Source organism: Paraburkholderia sp. RAU2J, from assembly GCF_003634845.1.
Taxonomy (GTDB): Bacteria; Pseudomonadota; Gammaproteobacteria; order Burkholderiales; family Burkholderiaceae; genus Paraburkholderia; species Paraburkholderia fynbosensis.
Genome location: NZ_RBXG01000001.1, coordinates 139,056 through 157,762, shown reverse-complemented (window position 1 = coordinate 157,762; position 18,707 = coordinate 139,056). Strand labels below are relative to the sequence as shown.

The following is an 18,707-nucleotide window of genomic DNA, read 5'->3' as shown; positions in this document are numbered from 1 at the left end:
AACGGCTCCTGCAAAGGCCCCCGTATGGCAACACGGAGGCTTCGGACGTTAGCTTAGCGTAGCACCTTGCCCGGGTTCATCAGGTTCAGCGGATCGAAGGCACGTTTGACGGCGCGCATCATTTGCACTTCGACGTCCTGCTTGTAATGCGCGGCCTCGTCGACCTTGAGCTGGCCGAGCCCGTGTTCCGCGCTGATGCTGCCGCGATGCCGCTGCACGCTGTCGTAGACGATCTGGTTGATCGGGCTCTGATACTGTTTGAGAAACGCCTTCGCGTCGACGCCCTCGGGCGCCTGCACGTTGTAGTGCAGATTGCCGTCGCCGAGATGCCCGAACGTGACCATGCGCGCGCCCGGCGCCGCCTGCGCGACGGCCGCGTCGGTCGTCTCGATGAAGTGGCCGATGCGCGAAATCGGCACCGCGATGTCGTGCTTGATGTTCAGACCTTCCTCGGCCTGGGCGAGCGGAATGTGCTCGCGCAGATTCCAGAACGCACGCGACTGCGCGAGGTTTTCCGCGACCACCGCGTCCTGCACCAGACCTTCTTCGAGCGCGGTTTCCATCAGACGCTCGAACAGCGCGCGTGCGTGCTCCTCGCTTTCGCTGTCCGACAGTTCCAGCAACACGACTTGCGCGTGCGGCTCGGCGAACGGATAGCGCATCTGTTCGAAGTGCCGGCCCACGAGCCGCAGGCAGAAATCCGACATCAGTTCGAAGCCGGTCAGAAGCGGGCCGGCGACGCGCTGCGTGAGCGACAGAAAGTCGAGCGCCGCGTGCGGCGAAGCGAGAGCGGCGAGCGCGGTGACCCGCGCGGCCGGCTGCGGGTGCAGCTTGAGCACGGCCGCCGTGATGATGCCGAGCGTACCCTCTGCCCCGATGAACAGATCGCGCAGATCGTAGCCGGTGTTGTCCTTGCGCAGTCCGCGCAGGCCGTCCCACAGTTCGCCCTGCGGCGTCACCACTTCGAGACCGAGGCACAGCTCGCGCGTGTTGCCGTAGCGCAGGACGCCGGTGCCGCCCGCGTTGGTCGCCAGATTGCCGCCGATCGTGCAGCTGCCTTCCGCGGCGAGGCTCAACGGGAACAGACGGCCGGCCGCGTCGGCGTGCCGCTGCACGTCGGCGAGGATGACGCCGGCTTCGACGGTGATCGTGTTGTTGTGCGGATCGATGTCGCGTACGCGGTTCAGGCGCCGCAAGCTGACGACGGCCTGCGCGCCGCTCGCATCGGGCGTGGCGCCGCCGGCCAGACCAGTGTTGCCGCCTTGCGGCACCAGCGCGACGCGATGCTCGACCGCGAGCCGGACCAGCGCCGTGACTTCGGCGGGCGTGGCCGGGCAGAGCACCGCGCAGGCCACGCCGCTGTAGCGGCGGCGCCAGTCGGTGAGATACGGGGCGGTGTCGTGCGGATCGGTCAGCACATGCGCGGCGCCGATGGCGTCGCAACAGGCGGTGAGGAAAGCGGTCTGGGTCATGATGGTCGGTCGGCGTTCGGCGCAAAGATTGGACGGAGCGGGTGCTTTTGTCTCTGTCTTGCCGGTTTTTCGTCAGGGGCTCGGGTTGGGGTGGCTGTCGGGATCGGGCGGCGCGGCGGTGGTTACCTGAGGTGCTGCGGCATGCGTTGCTGGATGTATGGCTGACGGTGTCGCAGCTGGGCCTGTTGCCGGCGACGTTGCCGACTGTCTCGCTGCTTCAGGGGTATCACGATCGCTTATCTGATTTTCAGGGGCATCGCCAGCGGCTCGCCTCGCTGCTTCCTTCGCAGCGCGCTTTGCCGCCCGCTTGAACGGCGCGACATAGGTCAGCGCGCAAACAAAAAAGATCACCGCGAGCGCGGCTTGTAACCAGCCGAGGCGCGCGCTCAGCCCGTGATCGCTCCAGCCCCGTACGACGCCTTCGGCGAAATACAGCAGGATCAGCATCGACGCCCACTGCAGCGTATAAATCCGGCGCCGCCATACGCCAGGCAGCGCGCACAGCAGCGGCAACGCCTTGAGCACGAGCGCCGAGCCGCCGGGACGCAACGGCGCGAGCCACCACTCCCACGCGACGGCCAGCGCGATCAGCGCGAGCAAAGCGGCAATGGCGCCGTGCGCGGCGGCGGGTTTGGACGCTACGGGCAGCGCGCTGGAATGCAGGGACGCCGCCATTGCGTCGTCGGTTATGTGGGCCGCTGCCGACGCCGCGCCGGCCGGTTTCGACCCAGGCTTATGCTTCATCCCGGACGTCACCTCCGGCCCGCTCACGGCCTCTCGCTCATGGACGCCGCCGTGCGCGCGACGCGCGCGCCGAGTGCGATGGCGAGCGTTTTCTCGTCGGCGGAGATGCCTTGCGCGGCGCTGCCCGCGCGGGCAAAATGCGACGCGCCATACGGCGTGCCGCCGGTTTGCGTGGTGCTCAACGCACTCTCCGTGTACGGGATGCCGACGATCAGCATGCCGTGGTGAAGCAGCGGCAGCATCATGCTGAGCAGCGTGGATTCCTGGCCGCCGTGCAGACTGCCGGTGGACGTGAATACGCAGGCCGGCTTGCCGGACAGGGCGCCCGCCAGCCACTGCGGCGTGGTGCCGTCGAGAAAGTATTTGAGGGCCGCGGCCATGTTGCCGAAGCGGGTGGGCGAGCCGAGCGCGAGGCCGGCGCATTCTTCGAGATCGCGCAGTTCGACGTAGGGCGGTCCTTCGGGGGGAATGTCCGGCTGCGTCGCCTCGCAGACGGTGGAAACCGCCGGCACGGTGCGCACGCGCGCCTGCATGCCGGAGACGCTGTCGACGCCGTGCGCGATCGCCAGCGCGAGCTCGCGCGTGGCGCCGTGACGGCTGTAATAAAGCACGAGAATGTCTTTCATAGGCCTCATCGGTGAACGGGTATTATAGGGGCTCGGTCCGCTCCGCAGGCCACTCATAGCCGTTCGGCCAGGTGCCGCGCGCGCTTCCCCGAGCACCGGTTCACGAAGCAAGGAGATGGGTTTGTTGTCCAGGGTGCGTTTCGATCTCGACACGCTCAAACGACTCGCGCGGTTTGCCGCGCAGCGCATCGGCGAAGACCGTATTCCGCAGGTGGCCGGCAGTCTCACGTTCACGGCGATGCTGGCGCTCGTGCCGCTCGCCACGGTCGCGTTCGCGTTGTTCACCGCGTTTCCGATTTTCAGTTCGTTCCAGGATTCGCTGCAGCTTTTTCTCGCGGACCACCTGATGCCCGCGCAACTGAACAGTCAGATTTTCAAGTATCTGAACCAGTTCGCGGCGAAGGCGAAAGGGCTGACCACGATCGGCATGATCCTGCTGTTTCTCACGGCAGTGATGACCATGATGACCGTCGAATCCGCGTTCAACGTGATCTGGCGGGTGCGCAAGGCGCGGCCGATCGCGCAGCGCATTCTGGTCTACTGGGCGATCATCACGCTGGGGCCCATTCTGATCGGCGTGAGCCTGTCGATCTCCTCGTATCTGTTCACGCAGTCGATGACCTTCAGCGCGGCGCAGCGCATCACGCCGCTCATCGAATGGGCGCTCGCGGGCGCCGCGCTGCCGCTGACGGCGCTCGCCTTCACGATTCTCTACGTCTATCTGCCGAACTGCCGCGTCGAATGGCGCGACGCGGTGATCGGCGGCGTCACCGCCGCGATCGCGTTCGAGCTCGCCAAGCGCGGTTTCGGCTATTACGTGCGGCGCATTCCGACCTACACCGCGGTGTACGGCGCGTTCGCCGCCGTGCCGCTGTTCCTCTTGTGGATGTACCTGTGCTGGTTCATCACGCTCGCGGGCGCGATGATCGCGTCCGCGTTGCCGGCGATTCGCATCGGCCAGTTTCACCGGCCCACCTTCGACGGCAGCAATCTGTTCGATTCGCTCGAACTGCTCGCGCGGCTCTCGGAAGCACGCGACGCGGGCGGGCGCGGCTACACGGTGCCCGAGCTTGCGCGGATGCTTCGCCGCGATATGGACATCACGCTCTATCTGCTGCAGCGGCTCGAGGAGATCGACTGGATTGCGCGGCTGGAGGACGACGCCGGTCCGCATTTCCTGCTGCTGGCGAACCCGGCGCAGGTCACGGTCGAGCGCCTGTTCGACATGTTCGTGATCGACCGCGCGGAGCTCGCGTATCAGCTCGATCTGGAGTCCACGCGGGTGGATGGCGCGACGCTGCTGGCCTCGCTCGAAAACGACAAGCTGAAGGTGACGCTTGCCGCGTTGCTGGCCGCGCGTGCGGCGGCCAAAGCGGCCCGTGCCGGGGAGAGCGAGCGCGCCGCGCCGTCCATGCCGCACCAGGCGGCTTGACACGATGCAGGGCGATTGATGCCTGGCGGCGAGGGGTCTGGGACGAAGGCGAGCCGCCCGCAATTGGACGGCGCTCGCATCAGGGCGTTATCAGGCGCACTGAAAATCGCGGTGAAGTGATCGAGGCAAGCTGGCAAAGAAAGTCGCTGGGCATAGCCGGTGACGCGCCGATCACATTAGCCAACCCACCGCACAACTAGAGCGAAATCCTGCCGACGCAAATGTCCTTGAACATCACCCAGTCACCCATCAGGCTATAGAGCGGATGACGGAAGGTGGCCGGCCGGTTCTTTTCGAAGAAAAAATGCCCGACCCAGGCAAACCCGTAGCCGCAAATGACCGCTGCGGGCAGCCATAGCCAGTCTCCTGTGGCGAGCGCCATCGCCAGACAGCCGATCACGCCGAGCGATCCCACGAAATGCAGCCGCCGCGAGACCATGTTGCGATGCTCGCTCAAATAGTACGGATAGAACTCCGCGAAACTCGCGAAGTGATCGGTATGCGCGGTGTGAGCCATGATGGCCTCCGATGTGGACGCTTGCCGCCGTCATGCCCGTCGCTCCCGGTGGCTTCGCCGCGTGCCGCCATGCTTCGCACGCGCTCGCAACAGGACAGGCTTGAATCATTGTGCGGCTATCGGGCCCCGCGCGCAACCTGGCCATTCGGACGATGGCGCGGCTGTTCCAGCGCGCGTATCGTGCTACCTCACTTGCCGGTTCTTGCGATGCCTCACGACCCGCTAGCGGGCTTCGAGAGGCGGCCTGGAAGCGAAGCTGAACAGCGCGTCGAGCGTGGCGTCGGGTTGTTCGGTCATCAACGCGTGGCCCGCGTCGAGCGTGACGGTGTCGACCGACGCACCCGCTTGCGCAAGCGCGTCGGCGAGCGCTTTGGCCGCGCGCGGCGGCGTCATCGCATCGCGTCGGCCGACGATCAGGCGCGTCGCGCAGCGCACCTGGGCGGCGCGGGCGAGACCGTCCGCGTAGTCGTTGCACGCGGTGAAGTCGGTATGGAACAGCTGCGCTTCACCGCTCGCCGAGACGCGCTCCATCAGCCGCTGGTTCATGCCGTGCAGCCAGAAGCCCGGACCGGGGCAGGAGGGCTTGGCCGCGAGCGTCGAATGCGACCATTGGTTGACCATGCTTATCGCGTCGGGCTCGCGGTGCAGCGCGGCGTCGAGCAATCCGTCGGAGACAGCCATCGGCATCGCGGTGGCGAGCAGTGCGAGATGCGTCGCGCGGTGCGGATAGCGGCCGGCGAAGTCGAGGGCGATCAGCGAGCCCATACTGTGGCCGGCCACGAATGCGCGCTGCACACCGGCGGCGTCGAGCAGTGCGGCGAGCCAGCCGGCCATCGCCGTCACGCTGGTGAGCGCGGGGCCGCTGCTGCGGCAGTGGCCGGGCAGGTCCACCGCCAGCACGCCGAAGCCGTGGTGCGCGAAGTAGCGGCTTTGCAACGCCCACACGCTGTGGTCGTGCTCGGCGCCGTGGATGAACACGGCGGTCGGCAGGCGGGCGTCGAACGGTTTGCCGCCGGTGTAGGCGTAAGCGGGTTGGCCTTGAACGGTGACGATCATGCGGACTCCGGGCGGGGTTTTGCGGCGGTATCGGAGAGGCCTGGGGAGCTGGTTTTTGCGGATGTGGTGTCTGTGGCGGATGCAGCCGCCGCGCCGCTTCGAGCAATCGCAGCGCCGCCCGATTTCTGCGCGGCCTTCAACGCGCGCTTGAGGTCGTCGATCAGATCGTCGGGATCTTCGAGGCCGATCGACAGGCGGATCGTGCCTTCCGCAATGCCGGCGGCGGCAAGCGCGGCGGCATCCATACGAAAGTGGGTGGTCGATGCGGGATGAATCACCAGCGAGCGCGCGTCGCCGACATTCGCGAGGTGCGAGAACAGCGACAGCGCTTCGATGAAACCGCGCCCGGCCGCGCGGTCGCCACGCAGATTGAAGCTGAATACGGCGCCCGCGCCGCGCGGCAGCAGACGCTGCGCGAGCGCATGGTCGGGATGCGTCGGCAGTTCCGGATAGGCGACCGTTTCGACCGCGTCGTGAGCGGCAAGGAACTCGACCACGCGGCGCGTATTGGCGACGTGCCGTTCCATACGCAATGGCAATGTCTCGATGCCTTGCAGCAGTTGCCACGCGGCTTGCGGATGCAGGCACGCGCCGAAGTCGCGCAGACCTTCGCGGCGCGCGCGCAGCAGGAACGGCGCGACCGTGCTTTCCTCGCTGAACACCATGCCGTGGAAGCCTTCGTACGGCTCGGTGAATTCGGGAAAACGCCCCGATGCGTCGAAGTCGAACGTGCCGCCGTCCACCAGCACGCCGCCGATCGTCGTGCCGTGGCCGCCGAGGAATTTGGTGGCCGAGTGATATACGAAGTCCGCGCCGTGCTCGAACGGTTTGAGCAGATACGGCGTCGTGAACGTCGAGTCGACCAGCAGCGGCACGCGGTGCTCATGCGCGATCTGCGCGACGGCGGCGACATCGAGCACGTCGAGCCCGGGGTTGCCGAGCGTCTCGCCGAACAGCAGCCGCGTATTCGGGCGCAGCGCGGCGCGCCATGCGTCGAGGTCGCCCGGTTTGACAAAGGTTGTCTCGATGCCGAAGCGCCGCAGCGTGTAGTGCAGCAGGTTGTGCGAGCCGCCGTAGAGCGCACTGGAGGCGACGATGTGCGAGCCCGCGCCCATCAGCGTGACGATCGCCAGATGCAAGGCCGCCTGGCCGCTCGCCGTGCCGATCGCGCCCGCGCCGTTTTCGAGCGCGGCCACGCGCTCCTCGAACACGGCCACCGTCGGGTTGGAGATGCGCGAATAGACGTGGCCGGCGCGTTCCATGTTGAAGAGCGCCGCGGCGTGGTCCGAGTCGCGGAACGAAAAACGAGGTAGTCTGGTAAATCGGCGTGGCGCGCGCGCCGGTGGCGGGATCGGGGGCGGCGCCGGCATGCAGCGCAAGCGTGTCGAAACGGGTGGCGGACATCGTGGGCGGCGGGGCCACGAGCGGCCTCGCGAAAGGGGAAAGTGGCGGCCATCCTATCACCGGCATGATCCGCATCAAGCGCGGTTTTCCCGATGCGCGCGCATGGCGCGGCACAGATTCGAGATGGCGAACGCCCGCTAAGCCTTGGTGGGCGGGCCGCTTTCCTTTTATGGGCCTTTCCGCTAGGATCGAAAATCATTCATGCATTGCCAGCTAGCGGGTATCACGGAGACAGATCATGCGAGTCAGCGACATTCTCAAAGTCAAAGGCAACACCCTTTTCACGGTCACACCGGATACCACGCTGCACGACGCGGTCAATACGATGGCCGAGCACGATATCGGCTCGCTAGTCGTGATGGAATATGGCGATCTCGTCGGCATGCTGACGTTTCGCGAGATCATCCTGACGCTGAGCAAGAACGGCGGCAGCGTCGGCACCTCGACGATCCGCAAGGTCATGGACGACCATCCGCTCACCTGCACACCCGAGACCGACGTCAATGAAGTCCGCCGCATGATGCTCGAACATCACGTGCGCTATTTGCCGGTGATGGAAAGCCGCACGCTGATGGGCGTCATTTCGTTTTACGACGTGGCGAAGGCGGTGGTCGAAGAACAGGGCTTCGAAAACCGCATGCTCAAGGCGTATATCCGCGACTGGCCGGAAGAACAGCAGGAACAACAGCCGACGCGTTGATGCGCGGTGACTGACCGTCGCGCTCGGGCATTGTATGAGCGTGAAGGGGCAGGAAAGGCGCGCGCGAAAGCGTGCGCTTTTTTTGTGTCCGGCGGTGTCGTGGGCGGGCCGCCAGAAGCGGGCGCCTGTGCGCCCGGTTGAACCGTAGTCCGTCCCGTGTTTCGCGTGATGTGACGAGCCGCCTGCGCCCGGCTTCGTTCTGCGCGCTTTCTTCCGTTGTTGCTCTTCTGGGCCGTTCTCCGAACTTCATGAGCGATCGTCCGTTACCCGCCACCCGTCGCGGCTCCCGTGCGCACGAGGCGCATGAATCCCAGTTCCGGCTGCTCAGGCAGCGCCGCTTCGCGCCGTTTTTCTGGACGCAGTTCCTCGGTGCGATGAACGACAACGTGTTCAAGATCGGCTTCACGTCGCTCGTCACGTATCAGGCGGCGCGCTTTTCCGGCGTCGACCCGGCCACCGCGGCGTTCCTGATCTCGGCCATTTTCATTCTGCCGTTCGTGCTGTTCTCGGCTACCTCCGGCCAGATCGCCGACAAGTACGACAAGGCCATGCTCACGCGCCTCGTCAAGAGTTTCGAAATCGTCGTGATGCTGATCGGCGGCGCGGGGTTCTGGCTGCATAGCGCGCCGTTGCTGTATCTGTGCACGTTTCTGATGGGCGTCCATTCGACCGTGTTCGGGCCCGTCAAGTACTCGTATTTACCGCAGCATCTGTCGAAGACGGAACTGATCGGCGGCAACGGCATGGTCGAGATGGGCACCTTCGTCGCGATCCTGCTCGGCACGATCGTCGGCGGCGCGGGCGCGGGGCTCGCCGAACATGGCGCGCTGGTGCTGGCCGGCGCGTGCATCGCGATCGCGCTCGCGGGGCGCATCGTGTCGGGCTTCGTGCCGGTTACGGCCGCGCCGCAACCCGAGTTGCGCATCAACTGGAATCCGTTCAGCGAGACGTGGCGCAACCTCAAGCTGGCGCGCGAAAACCGCACCGTGTTCCTGAGCCTGCTGGGCATTTCCTGGCTGTGGTTCGTCGGCGCGACGTTTCTGTCGTCGTTTTTCAGCTTCGCGAAGAACGTGCTCTCTGCCAATCCGGACGTCGTGACCGTGCTGCTCGGCACGTTTTCGATCGGCATTGGCATCGGCTCGCTGCTGTGCGAAAAACTCTCGAAGCGGCGCATCGAAATCGGTCTCGTGCCGCTCGGCTCGATCGGCATGAGCGTGTTCGCGATCGATCTGTTTTTCGCGAGTCACGCGCTGCCGCCCGTTGGGCACCTGCTGAGCGTCGGCGAGTTCCTCGGGCAACTCGCGCATTGGCGCGTGCTGGCCGATCTGTTCCTGCTCGCGATGTTCGGCGGCTTCTACAGTGTGCCGCTCTATGCGTTGATCCAGAGCCGCAGCCAGCCGAGCCATCGGGCGCGCATCATCGCCGCGAACAATATCCTGAATTCGCTGTTCATGATCGTGTCGGCGTTGATGGCGATGGGCCTGACCTCAGCCGGCTTCGGCATTCCGGCGATCTTCCTCGTCACCGCGCTGCTGAACATCGTCGTCGCCACCTACATTTATTCGCTGGTGCCGGAGTTCCTGCTGCGTTTCATCGCGTGGATGCTGGTGCATACGTTCTACCGGATTCGCCTCGTACATGCCGAGCGGATTCCGGACGAGGGCGCGGCGGTGCTGGTGTGCAACCACGTAAGCTTCGTCGATGCGATCGTCATCATGGCCGAGAGCCCGCGGCCGATCCGTTTCGTGATGGATCATCAGATTTTCAGCTCGCCGTTCGCGGGCTGGGTATTTCGTCACGCAAAAGCGATTCCGATCGCCCCGGCGCATCAGGACCCGGAACTGCTCGCGCGCGCCTATGAGCGTTGCGCGCGGGCGCTCGCCGAGGGCGAACTGGTTTGCATCTTTCCGGAAGGCAAGCTCACGCGAACCGGCGAGATGAATCCGTTTCGCCATGGCGTGATGGAGATCGTCGGGCGCACGCCCGCGCCGGTCATACCGATGGCGCTGCGCGGCCTGTGGGGCAGCGTATTTTCTCGCGGCAACGATGCGCACTGGCCGCGGCCGATCCGCAAGGGCGTGATGAGCCGGTTGAGCCTCGCGGTGGGCGAGCCGATCGATCCGGCGCAGGCGACGCCGGAGAAGTTGCAGCAGATCGTCAGCGAGTTGCGTGGGGCGCGGAAGTAGCGGGCAGCGATGGTGGCCGACGCTGCTGCGAAAGCCACCTCCGCCGCCGTCCTGATGACGCTTCCTACGGTCAAAACGAAAACTCCTACTCTCGACATCGCGTTTGCCGACACCCCGCGCGAATCGTCGCAAGCTTGCGGCTGAGTTGGCCCTGGCCAATCGTCCATTCATGCCGCGCAACCCGTTCCACATGCGATGGGGCTGGCATAATAGCGTTTTCCCCGCATTTCTTTGGACGACGCCCATGTCCGGCAACACGCTCGGTACGCTTTTCACTGTCACGACCTTCGGCGAATCGCACGGCCCCGCTATCGGCTGCGTGATCGACGGCTGCCCTCCGGGCATGGCGCTCAACGAAGCCGACATCCAGCTCGAACTCGACCGCCGCAAGCCCGGCACGTCGCGGCACGTGACGCAGCGCCAGGAAGAAGACAAGGTCGAGATCCTGTCAGGCGTGTTCGAAGGCCAGACCACCGGCGCGCCGATCGCGCTGCTGATCCGCAATACCGATCAGCGCAGCAAGGACTACGGCAACATCGCCGACACGTTTCGCCCCGGTCATGCCGACTACACCTACTGGCAGAAGTACGGCATCCGCGACTATCGCGGCGGCGGCCGTTCGTCGGCGCGTCTGACGGCGCCCACGGTGGCGGCGGGCGCGGTCGCGAAGAAGTGGCTGCGCGAGAAATTCGGCACAGAGATTCGTGGTTACATGGCCGCGCTCGGCGAGATCGACGTGCCGTTCGTCGACTGGGCGCAGGTGCGCGAGAACCCGTTCTTCGTGCCGAACGCTGACATCGTGCCGCAGCTCGAAGACTACATGGACGCGCTGCGCAAGGACGGCGACTCGATCGGCGCACGCATCAACGTCGTGGCCTCCGGTGTGCCGGTCGGACTTGGTGAGCCGCTGTTCGACCGCCTCGACGCCGACATCGCGCACGCGATGATGGGCATCAACGCGGTGAAGGGCGTCGAGATCGGCGCGGGCTTCGCGAGCGTCGCGCAACGCGGTTCGGTGCACGGCGACGAGTTGACGCCCGAGGGTTTCGTCGGCAATCACGCGGGCGGTGTGCTCGGCGGGATTTCGACCGGGCAGGACATCACGGTGTCGATCGCGATCAAGCCGACGTCAAGCATTCGCACGCCGCGCCGTTCGATCGACAAGGCGGGCCAGCCGGCCGTCGTCGAAACGTTCGGGCGGCATGACCCGTGTGTCGGCATTCGCGCCACGCCGATCGCCGAATCGATGCTCGCGCTGGTGCTGATCGACCACGCACTGCGCCATCGCGCGCAATGCGGCGACGTGTCCGTCAGCACCCCGAAGATCGCGGCGAGCGCGCCTTAATCGGCGCGCGTCGAACGTCTTTTGACTCGCTGAGCGCGCGGCAGTTATCCCCCATGACCGATTCGAACACCGGCCTGGCGGATAGCCAACTCGCCACGCTGCGCGCGCGTGCCGCCACGCCGGATGCGTCCGCGAGCGACTGCTTCGCGTTCGGCCAACTGCTGCTGCAGCACGCCGGCCGCGACAAAGCCCGCCAGCATGAGGCGCTCGCCGCTCTGGTGCGCGCCTACCGGCTCGATCCTTCGAGTGAACCCACATTGCTTCCCATGCTTGCGCAGACGGCCTTCGTCGTGCGCGACTGGGTGCTGCTCGACTCGGCGGCCGGACTGCTGCTCTCGCACCATCCCGAAGACGCCAACGCGCTCATGTGGCGTGCGACCGCCGTGCAACAGCGTGACGACTTCGCCACTGCCGAGCGCTTGCTGCGTGAAGCGGTGCGCGTCGTGCCCACCAATCCGGTGGCGCTTCACAAGCTCGCGCTGTGCATCAAGGAGCAGGCGCGTTTCGCCGAAGCCGAGGCATTGCTCAGGCAAGTGCTGGCGCTGTCGCCGAACAACGCGCATGCGTTGTTCGATCTGTCGGAACTCGAAATCCGCTCAGGCCGTTTCGCCGATGGCTGGGCGCATTACGAGTCGCGCGTCGCGTTCGCCGATGACATGAACAACGCGCAGCATGCGCTCGCGGCAATCAGCGCGTATTGGCAGGGCGAATCGCTGGCCGGCAAAACGCTGGTGGTCTATGGCGAGCAGGGCAATGGCGATTGCCTGTGGGCGGTGCGCTTTCTGCCGCTGCTGGCCGATCGGGCGCGGCGCGAAGGCGGGCGCGTGGTCTTCGGTCATGATGGGCCGCTGCGTCATCTGTTCGAGCGGACACTGCCCGCCGATCTGCCGCTCGAAACGAGTCTCGACACCCGGCCTGATTTCCACTGCGGCCTGATGAGCTTGCCGCTGCGGCTCGGCATTGCCGACGCAGCGGGGTGGGGCGCGCCGTACCTGAGGGCCGATCCTGCGCATGTGCGGACATGGCGCGAGCGGATCGACGCACAGCTTGCGGCCACGCGCGGCAATCTCAAAGTCGGGGTGGCGTGGAACGGCAATCCCGAACATATCCGCGACATGCGGCGCTCGGTGCCCGTCGAGCAACTCGAGCCGCTATTGAACGTGGCGAACGTGAGCTATTTCGCGTTGTCGCCGGGACGGGGCGCAACGCTCGCGCAGTGGCGAGCCAAGGGTCTCGCCGCGATCGACATGACCGGCCATTTCCAATCAGGCTTCGACGATGTCGCCGCGTTGCTGGCGAATCTGGATCTGGTCGTGACGATCGACAGCGGACCCGCGCATCTGGCAGGGGCGCTCGGCGTGCCGACCTGTTTGATGATCGATCACGTCTGCGCATGGTTCTGGGGCGATTCATCGCCGCATACGGCCTGGTACGATTCGATCGAGCTGGTTCGACAGCCGCGCGTCGGCGACTGGGCGCCGGTCGTGGCGAAGGTGCGGGAGAGGATTGAGGCGATGACGCGCGAGCGTCGTTGAAACTTTTGCCTTCGCGCGGCGCCGGCGAGGATGCAGGCGCCACGCGAAGGCAAGCAAAGCCGCTTTACATATTCGGGTAGTTCGGCCCGCCACCACCTTCCGGCGTGACCCATACGATATTCTGCGTCGGGTCCTTGATGTCGCAGGTCTTGCAATGCACGCAGTTCTGCGCGTTGATCACGAGCCGCTCGCTGCCGTCGTCGTTCTTGACGAACTCATACACCGCCGCCGGGCAATAGCGCGCCTCCGGCCCGGCATAGGTCTGCCAGTTCACGTTCACCGGCACCGACGGATCTTTCAGCGTCAGATGCGCCGGCTGGTTCTCCTCGTGATTCGTGTTCGAGATGAACACCGAAGACAAACGGTCGAACGTCAGCTTGCCGTCCGGCTTCGGATACGTGATCGGCGTGCACTGCGAAGCCGGCTTGAGCATCTCGTGATCCGAATGCTGGTGATGCAGCGTCCACGGCACGTTGCCACCCAGCAGCTTCTGCTCGATGCCGACCATCAGCGTGCCGAGGTACAGGCCCTTGCTCATCCACTGCTTGAAGTTGCGCGCGCGGTACAGCTCGGTATGCAGCCACGACGTCTTGAAGCTCTCCGGATAGGCCGTGAGTTCGTCGCTGGTGCGCCCAGCCTGCACGGCATCGAACGCGGCGTCGGCGGCCAGCATGCCGGTCTTGATCGCCGCATGCGAGCCCTTGATCCGCGATGCGTTCAGGAAGCCCGCGTCGTCACCGACCAGCGCGCCACCGGGGAACACCAGCTTCGGCAGCGACATCAGGCCGCCGGCGGTAATCGCCCGCGCGCCGTACGACACGCGCTTGCCGCCTTCGAGCACCGCGCGGATCGCCGGATGCGTCTTGTAGCGCTGGAATTCCTCGAACGGCGACAGATACGGATTCGAATAGCCGAGGCCGACCACGAAGCCGACCACCACCTGGTTGTTGTCCATGTGGTAAAGGAACGAGCCGCCGTAGGTGTCGTTTTCGAGCGGCCAGCCGGCCGTGTGCATGACCAGACCCGGCTTGTGCTTCGCGGGATCGATTTCCCACAGTTCCTTGATGCCGATGCCGTAAACCTGCGGATCGACGCCCTCGCGCAGCTTGAATTTGTCGTTCAGCTGACGGCCGAGGTGGCCGCGCGCGCCTTCGCAGAACAGCGTGTACTTCGCGTGCAGCTCCATGCCGAGCTGGAAGTTCTCGGTCGGCTCGCCGTCCTTGCCGATGCCGAGGTTGCCGGTCGCGACGCCCTTCACTGAGCCATCGTCGTTGTACAGCACTTCGGCCGCCGGAAAGCCCGGAAAAATCTCGACGCCGAGCGCCTCGGCCTGCTGACCCAGCCAGCGCGTCACGTTCGCGAGGCTGATCACGTAGTTGCCGTGATTCTTGAAGTTGTCCGGCAGCGCCCAGGTCGGCACGCTTTTCGAGCCGGTTTCCGTCAGGAACAGGAAGCGGTCTTCGGTCACGTCCACCGTCAGCGGCGCGCCTTTTTCTTTCCAGTCCGGCATCAGTTCGGTGATCGCGCGCGGGTCCATCACCGCGCCCGACAGGATATGCGCCCCGATCTCCGAGCCCTTTTCCAGTACGCACACGCCCAGCTCGACGCCTTTCTCAGCCGCCAGCTGTTTCAGGCGGATCGCCGCGGACAGGCCAGCCGGGCCGCCGCCGACGATCACCACGTCGTATTCCATCGACTCGCGGGGGCCGTACTGCTCAATGAGACTTGCGGGGGTCATCGATGCTCCTCTTACCGTTAGAATGCTTTTTTCGGGTTGGTATTGTGGGCGATCGATCCCCGCACTGCAACCGGAGGAGTATAGATTAGCACGATCGTTCTATTTGTATGCTACGGTATCGACCCGCAGCGACGGTCTTACCGTACCTGTCAACCGTATCTGTCGTTACAACCGAACAAGGAACGTCAATGGGCCGTTCGATCAATCTGGAAGGCAAGGTCGCGCTGGTTACCGGTGCTTCGAGCGGGTTGGGAAAGCGCTTTGCTCAGGTGTTGTCGCAGGCGGGCGCCAAGGTCGTGCTGGCAAGCCGGCGCACCGAGCGGCTGAAGGAGTTGCGCGCGGAGATCGAAGCGTCGGGCGGTGCGGCACATGTCGTCTCGCTCGACGTGACTGATTATCAGAGCATCAAGGCCGCGGTGGCGCACGCGGAGACGGAGGCGGGCACGATCGATATCCTCGTCAACAACTCGGGCGTGTCGACTACGCAGAAGCTCACCGAGGTTACGCCGGCCGACTTCGAATATGTGTTCGATACGAACACGCGCGGCGCCTTCTTCGTCGCGCAGGAAGTCGCCAAGCGCATGATCATGCGCGGCAACAATGCGCAGAAGCCGTCGTACCGGATCATCAATATTGCATCGATGGCGGGCCTGCGCGTGTTGCCGCAGATCGGCCTGTATTCGATGAGCAAGGCGGCCGTCGTCCATATGACGAAGGCGATGGCGCTGGAGTGGGGCAAACACGGGATCAACGTCAACGCGATCTGCCCCGGTTATATCGACACTGAGATCAACCACCATCACTGGTCGACGGAGCAGGGGCAGAAGCTGGTGTCGATGCTGCCGCGCCATCGCGTCGGCAAGCCGGACGATCTGGACGGGCTGCTGCTGTTGCTGGCAGCCGACGAATCGCAGTTCATCAACGGCTCGATCATCGCCGCCGACGACGGCTTTGGGCTCGCATGAGGGGCCCGGATTGACGCTGGTTCGAAGAAAGTGTTTTACGCGCGGGGGGGTTCCTGTTGCGGGGGAGCCCGCGCTATCGTGCAGCGCATGGGCAGATTGGCCGCGTGCCAGTCCGTCCATGCGTCGAGTGGGTTTCAGTCATGTCAGGCAGTCAGAAGAACGGAAGTACGATGAGTAATTTTCACGCAGTTTTCGAGATGTCGATGCCGATCCGCTGGGGCGACATGGACGCGTTCGGCCATGTGAACAACACGGTCTATTTCCGCTACATGGAGCAGGTGCGGATTTCCTGGTTCGAGCAACTGGGGTTCATCGGCGGCGATAGTAGTGGGGAGGGACCGGTGATCGTCAATGCGTCGATGGAGTTTCTGAAGCAACTGCACTATCCTGGCGACGTGATCGGCCGGATGTCGGTGGCGACGCCCGGGCGCAGCAGCTTCGACACCGGCTTCGAGCTGGTGCGCGCCGACGACCCGCACACCGTGTATGCACGTGGCGCCGCGCGTTGCGTCTGGATCGATTACGCGGCGGGCAAGTCGGTGCCGGTGCCCGATCTGCTGCGCGCGACCATCGAGCGTGCCGCGCTGGTCAAGGCGGCTTGATGGGCCGAGTGGGTGAACGCTACCGCTCGTGCCGCCCATCCACGCCTGCAACGCTTTAACCGGCTGCCGGGCGCCGCAGGTTCCCCGCGAGTGCGAAGACATGAGTCAGTCGCACATTTTCACGCCCGTCCTTCAATTCCCAAGCAGCCGCTGCAAAAGCTCGGTTGCGTTCCCCGTATCGTATTTGCGCATCAGCCGCGCCCGGTAGACGTCCACCGTGCGGGGGCTGATCTCCAGCACCCGGCCGATCTGCTTGCTGGTCTTGCCCGTCACCAGTTGCGCGGCGATTTCGCGTTCGCGCGGCGTCAGCTCCACCGCCACGCGCCGCGTCGCGCTCAAATCCTCGAAGGTCCAGACGCCTGCCGCGTGCGGGTCGGCGCGTTGCAGCGCGCGGCCCGTCACGTGGCACCAGAACAATTCGCCGTTGGCGCGCTTCATGATGCGGTCGTCCGCATAGCTGCCCTGCGCGGTCATGATCGGCGGAATGCGTGCGCCGATCCGCTCGAATTCATCCGCCGAGGGATACAGCACCTGGAACGACTGGCCCAGCAGCGACTCGCGGGTGCAGCCGAAAATCGACGCGAGCTCGTCATTGCAGTCTTCGATAATCCGTTCGCGCGACAGCACGAGTCCGATCGGGGCGAGGTGGAACGCGGTTCGGTAATCCAGGGCGGGCATGGGTTGGCGGCAAATACTTATGTAGTTTTGCGTATTGTGCCGTATGGCGTGCGCAGCGTACTCTTTCGAGCACATCACAACGCGGCCAGGCTGTCCGCGGCGGGCATTGCGTGAAGTCCAGGGCAACCTGGGCGCACAGCCCGCCGGGGATGACTAGAATGACGTGTCGGGTTCGACCCGCGGAACGTCATACCGGCCGCAACAATCCGAAGACCGGCTTTTCGGCCTGCGGATTTCCATAAAAGGAAGGGACATACTGATGAACAAGGTCTATCCAAGCGCCGCCGAGGCGCTGAAAGACATCGTCAAGGACGGGCAGACGTTCGCCGTCGGCGGTTTCGGGCTGTGCGGCATTCCCGAGGCATTGATCGGCGCGCTGCGCGATTCGAACGTGCAGGGCATCACCTGCATCAGCAACAACGCGGGTGTCGACGGGTTCGGCCTCGGTATGCTGCTCGAAACACGCCAGGTCAAGAAGATGATTTCGTCGTACGTCGGCGAGAACAAGGAGTTCGAACGCCAGTATCTGGCCGGCGAACTCGAGCTCGAATTCACGCCGCAAGGCACGCTCGCCGAGAAGCTGCGCGCGGGCGGCTCGGGCATTCCGGCGTTCTTCACCAACACCGGCTACGGCACGCTGATCGCCGAGGGCAAGGAAACCCGCCAGTTCGGCGAGAACCACTACGTGCTCGAACATTCGCTGACCGCCGACGTCGCGCTCGTCAAGGCATGGAAGGCCGACAAGTCGGGCAATCTGATCTACCGCCGCACCGCGCGCAACTTCAATCCGATGTGCGCGATGGCCGGCAAGATCACCGTCGCGGAAGTCGAAGAGATCGTCGAAGTGGGCGAACTCGATCCGGACGCGATCCACACGCCAGGCATCTTCGTGCAGCGCATCGTACTGAATGCGCATCCGGAAAAACGCATCGAACAACGCGTCGTCCGCGCGAAAGGAGACTGATCATGGCATGGACTCGTGACGAAATGGCCGCGCGCGCGGCGCAGGAATTGCAGGACGGTTTCTATGTGAACCTCGGCATCGGTCTGCCGACGCTGGTGGCGAATCACGTGCCGGCGGGCGTCGAAGTGTGGCTGCAGTCGGAAAACGGCCTGCTCGGCATCGGCCCGTCGCCGACCGAAGAAGAAGTGGATGCCGATCTGATCAACGCGGGCAAGCAGACGGTGACGACATTGCCGGGCTCGTCGATTTTCTCGTCGGCGGATTCATTCGCGATGATTCGCGGCGGCCACATCAACCTGGCGATTCTGGGTGCGATGCAGATCAGCAAAAAGGGCGATCTGGCCAACTGGATGATTCCGGGCAAGATGATCAAGGGCATGGGCGGCGCGATGGATCTGGTCGCCGGCGTCAAGCGCGTGGTGGTGCTGATGGAGCACGTCGCGAAGGGCGACCAGCACAAGATTCTTGACGAATGCACGCTGCCGCTGACCGGCGTGGGCGTCGTCGATCAGATCATCACCGACCTCGGCGTGATCGAGGTGACGGATGCCGGTCTGAAGGTGACCGAACTGGCGCCGGGCGTGAGCGTCGACGAAATCAAGGCGAAGACCGGCGCACCGCTCGACGTGAGCGCGGTGAGCTGAGGCCGGTTAGGGGCGCCGTGAAGTGTTGAGCGGCGAGGCGGCAACCACACGGTTTCCCGAACGGGCGAGACGCGAGTCTCGCCCGTTCTGTTTTGTGCC

Annotated in this window: 15 protein-coding genes and 2 pseudogenes; 9 read left to right on the top strand and 8 right to left on the bottom strand. The window is 64.9% G+C overall.

Going from position 1 to position 18,707, the window contains the following annotated elements:
• Nucleotides 1-53: 53 nt before the first annotated feature.
• The 3 genes and pseudogenes from B0G69_RS00725 to wrbA form a co-directional block, all read right to left on the bottom strand.
• Complete coding sequence (locus tag B0G69_RS00725; RefSeq protein WP_121315217.1) at nt 54-1,472, bottom strand: FAD-binding oxidoreductase; 1,419 nt, start codon at nt 1,470-1,472, stop codon at nt 54-56.
• A 273-nt stretch (nt 1,473-1,745) separates the two neighbouring features.
• A pseudogene (locus B0G69_RS41690) lies at nt 1,746-2,147 on the bottom strand (DUF2069 domain-containing protein); the annotation flags it as partial.
• A 92-nt stretch (nt 2,148-2,239) separates the two neighbouring features.
• Nucleotides 2,240-2,842, bottom strand: a complete 603-nt coding sequence (wrbA, locus tag B0G69_RS00715) for an NAD(P)H:quinone oxidoreductase (RefSeq protein WP_121315216.1) — start codon at nt 2,840-2,842, stop codon at nt 2,240-2,242.
• Nucleotides 2,843-2,957: 115 nt separating this feature from the next.
• Here wrbA and B0G69_RS00710 point away from each other — a divergent pair, with 115 nt between their 5' ends.
• Entirely contained in the window at nt 2,958-4,274 is a 1,317-nt protein-coding gene (locus B0G69_RS00710) for a YihY family inner membrane protein (RefSeq protein WP_199731127.1), read from the top strand.
• A 196-nt stretch (nt 4,275-4,470) separates the two neighbouring features.
• Here the strand turns inward: B0G69_RS00710 and B0G69_RS00705 are convergent, their stop codons facing one another.
• The 3 genes and pseudogenes from B0G69_RS00705 to B0G69_RS00695 all read right to left on the bottom strand — a co-directional run bounded on the left by B0G69_RS00705 (nt 4,471) and on the right by B0G69_RS00695 (nt 7,251).
• Nucleotides 4,471-4,791: an Mpo1-like protein gene (locus B0G69_RS00705; protein ID WP_121315215.1), complete on the bottom strand. Its 321-nt coding sequence runs from the start codon at nt 4,789-4,791 to the stop codon at nt 4,471-4,473.
• A 222-nt stretch (nt 4,792-5,013) separates the two neighbouring features.
• Nucleotides 5,014-5,847: an alpha/beta hydrolase gene (locus B0G69_RS00700; protein WP_121315214.1), complete on the bottom strand. Its 834-nt coding sequence runs from the start codon at nt 5,845-5,847 to the stop codon at nt 5,014-5,016.
• Nucleotides 5,844-7,251, bottom strand: a pseudogene (locus B0G69_RS00695) (O-acetylhomoserine aminocarboxypropyltransferase). The gene B0G69_RS00700 and the pseudogene B0G69_RS00695 overlap by 4 nt, the downstream one beginning before the upstream one ends.
• 238 nt (nt 7,252-7,489) lie before the next feature.
• Between B0G69_RS00695 and B0G69_RS00690 the strand changes: the two are divergent.
• The 4 genes from B0G69_RS00690 (at nt 7,490) to B0G69_RS00675 (ending at nt 13,017) form a co-directional block, all read left to right on the top strand.
• The gene (locus B0G69_RS00690) at nt 7,490-7,951 is read left to right on the top strand and encodes a CBS domain-containing protein (RefSeq protein WP_121315213.1); all 462 of its coding nucleotides are present in this window, start codon (nt 7,490-7,492) and stop codon (nt 7,949-7,951) included.
• A gap of 248 nt (nt 7,952-8,199) precedes the next feature.
• A complete protein-coding gene (locus B0G69_RS00685; RefSeq protein ID WP_121315212.1) occupies nt 8,200-10,137 on the top strand; it encodes an MFS transporter in 1,938 nt (645 codons plus the stop codon).
• A 244-nt stretch (nt 10,138-10,381) separates the two neighbouring features.
• A complete protein-coding gene (gene aroC / locus B0G69_RS00680; RefSeq protein WP_121315211.1) occupies nt 10,382-11,482 on the top strand; it encodes a chorismate synthase in 1,101 nt (366 codons plus the stop codon).
• Between the two features lie 53 nt (nt 11,483-11,535).
• Nucleotides 11,536-13,017: a tetratricopeptide repeat protein gene (locus tag B0G69_RS00675; protein WP_121315210.1), complete on the top strand. Its 1,482-nt coding sequence runs from the start codon at nt 11,536-11,538 to the stop codon at nt 13,015-13,017.
• A 64-nt stretch (nt 13,018-13,081) separates the two neighbouring features.
• Here the strand turns inward: B0G69_RS00675 and B0G69_RS00670 are convergent, their stop codons facing one another.
• Nucleotides 13,082-14,755 carry an electron transfer flavoprotein-ubiquinone oxidoreductase gene (locus B0G69_RS00670; RefSeq protein ID WP_121315209.1) on the bottom strand — a complete coding sequence of 558 codons (1,674 nt, stop codon included), beginning with the start codon at nt 14,753-14,755 and terminating at the stop codon, nt 13,082-13,084.
• 188 nt (nt 14,756-14,943) lie between these two features.
• Here B0G69_RS00670 and B0G69_RS00665 point away from each other — a divergent pair, with 188 nt between their 5' ends.
• Nucleotides 14,944-15,720, top strand: a complete 777-nt coding sequence (locus B0G69_RS00665; protein WP_121315208.1) for an SDR family oxidoreductase — start codon at nt 14,944-14,946, stop codon at nt 15,718-15,720.
• Between the two features lie 170 nt (nt 15,721-15,890).
• Nucleotides 15,891-16,322: a thioesterase family protein gene (locus B0G69_RS00660; RefSeq protein ID WP_121315207.1), complete on the top strand. Its 432-nt coding sequence runs from the start codon at nt 15,891-15,893 to the stop codon at nt 16,320-16,322.
• Nucleotides 16,323-16,454: 132 nt separating this feature from the next.
• Here the strand turns inward: B0G69_RS00660 and B0G69_RS00655 are convergent, their stop codons facing one another.
• Nucleotides 16,455-17,000, bottom strand: coding sequence for a LuxR C-terminal-related transcriptional regulator (locus B0G69_RS00655; protein WP_121315206.1), 546 nt, complete (start codon nt 16,998-17,000; stop codon nt 16,455-16,457).
• A gap of 259 nt (nt 17,001-17,259) precedes the next feature.
• Here B0G69_RS00655 and B0G69_RS00650 point away from each other — a divergent pair, with 259 nt between their 5' ends.
• Together B0G69_RS00650 and B0G69_RS00645 are read left to right on the top strand one after the other, a co-directional pair.
• The gene (locus B0G69_RS00650) at nt 17,260-17,964 is read left to right on the top strand and encodes a CoA transferase subunit A (protein WP_121315205.1); all 705 of its coding nucleotides are present in this window, start codon (nt 17,260-17,262) and stop codon (nt 17,962-17,964) included.
• Nucleotides 17,965-17,966: 2 nt separating this feature from the next.
• Nucleotides 17,967-18,608 (top strand): CoA transferase subunit B, encoded by a 642-nt coding sequence (locus B0G69_RS00645; protein ID WP_121315204.1) that lies wholly within the window; start codon nt 17,967-17,969, stop codon nt 18,606-18,608.
• Nucleotides 18,609-18,707: the final 99 nt, after the last annotated feature.

Bases quoted from the DNA above. Each gene is read 5' to 3' on its own strand.
- B0G69_RS00710 (WP_199731127.1), top strand. From the start codon at position 2,958: ATGGGTTTGTTGTCCAGGGTGCGTTTCGATCTCGACACGCTCAAACGA.
- B0G69_RS00675 (WP_121315210.1), top strand. From the start codon at position 11,536: ATGACCGATTCGAACACCGGCCTGGCGGATAGCCAACTCGCCACGCTG.
- B0G69_RS00690 (WP_121315213.1), top strand. From the start codon at position 7,490: ATGCGAGTCAGCGACATTCTCAAAGTCAAAGGCAACACCCTTTTCACG.
- B0G69_RS00665 (WP_121315208.1), top strand. From the start codon at position 14,944: ATGGGCCGTTCGATCAATCTGGAAGGCAAGGTCGCGCTGGTTACCGGT.
- aroC (WP_121315211.1), top strand. From the start codon at position 10,382: ATGTCCGGCAACACGCTCGGTACGCTTTTCACTGTCACGACCTTCGGC.
- B0G69_RS00650 (WP_121315205.1), top strand. From the start codon at position 17,260: ATGAACAAGGTCTATCCAAGCGCCGCCGAGGCGCTGAAAGACATCGTC.
- B0G69_RS00685 (WP_121315212.1), top strand. From the start codon at position 8,200: ATGAGCGATCGTCCGTTACCCGCCACCCGTCGCGGCTCCCGTGCGCAC.
- B0G69_RS00725 (WP_121315217.1), bottom strand. From the start codon at position 1,472: ATGACCCAGACCGCTTTCCTCACCGCCTGTTGCGACGCCATCGGCGCC.
- wrbA (WP_121315216.1), bottom strand. From the start codon at position 2,842: ATGAAAGACATTCTCGTGCTTTATTACAGCCGTCACGGCGCCACGCGC.
- B0G69_RS00645 (WP_121315204.1), top strand. From the start codon at position 17,967: ATGGCATGGACTCGTGACGAAATGGCCGCGCGCGCGGCGCAGGAATTG.
- B0G69_RS00655 (WP_121315206.1), bottom strand. From the start codon at position 17,000: ATGCCCGCCCTGGATTACCGAACCGCGTTCCACCTCGCCCCGATCGGA.
- B0G69_RS00660 (WP_121315207.1), top strand. From the start codon at position 15,891: ATGAGTAATTTTCACGCAGTTTTCGAGATGTCGATGCCGATCCGCTGG.
- B0G69_RS00670 (WP_121315209.1), bottom strand. From the start codon at position 14,755: ATGACCCCCGCAAGTCTCATTGAGCAGTACGGCCCCCGCGAGTCGATG.
- B0G69_RS00705 (WP_121315215.1), bottom strand. From the start codon at position 4,791: ATGGCTCACACCGCGCATACCGATCACTTCGCGAGTTTCGCGGAGTTC.
- B0G69_RS00700 (WP_121315214.1), bottom strand. From the start codon at position 5,847: ATGATCGTCACCGTTCAAGGCCAACCCGCTTACGCCTACACCGGCGGC.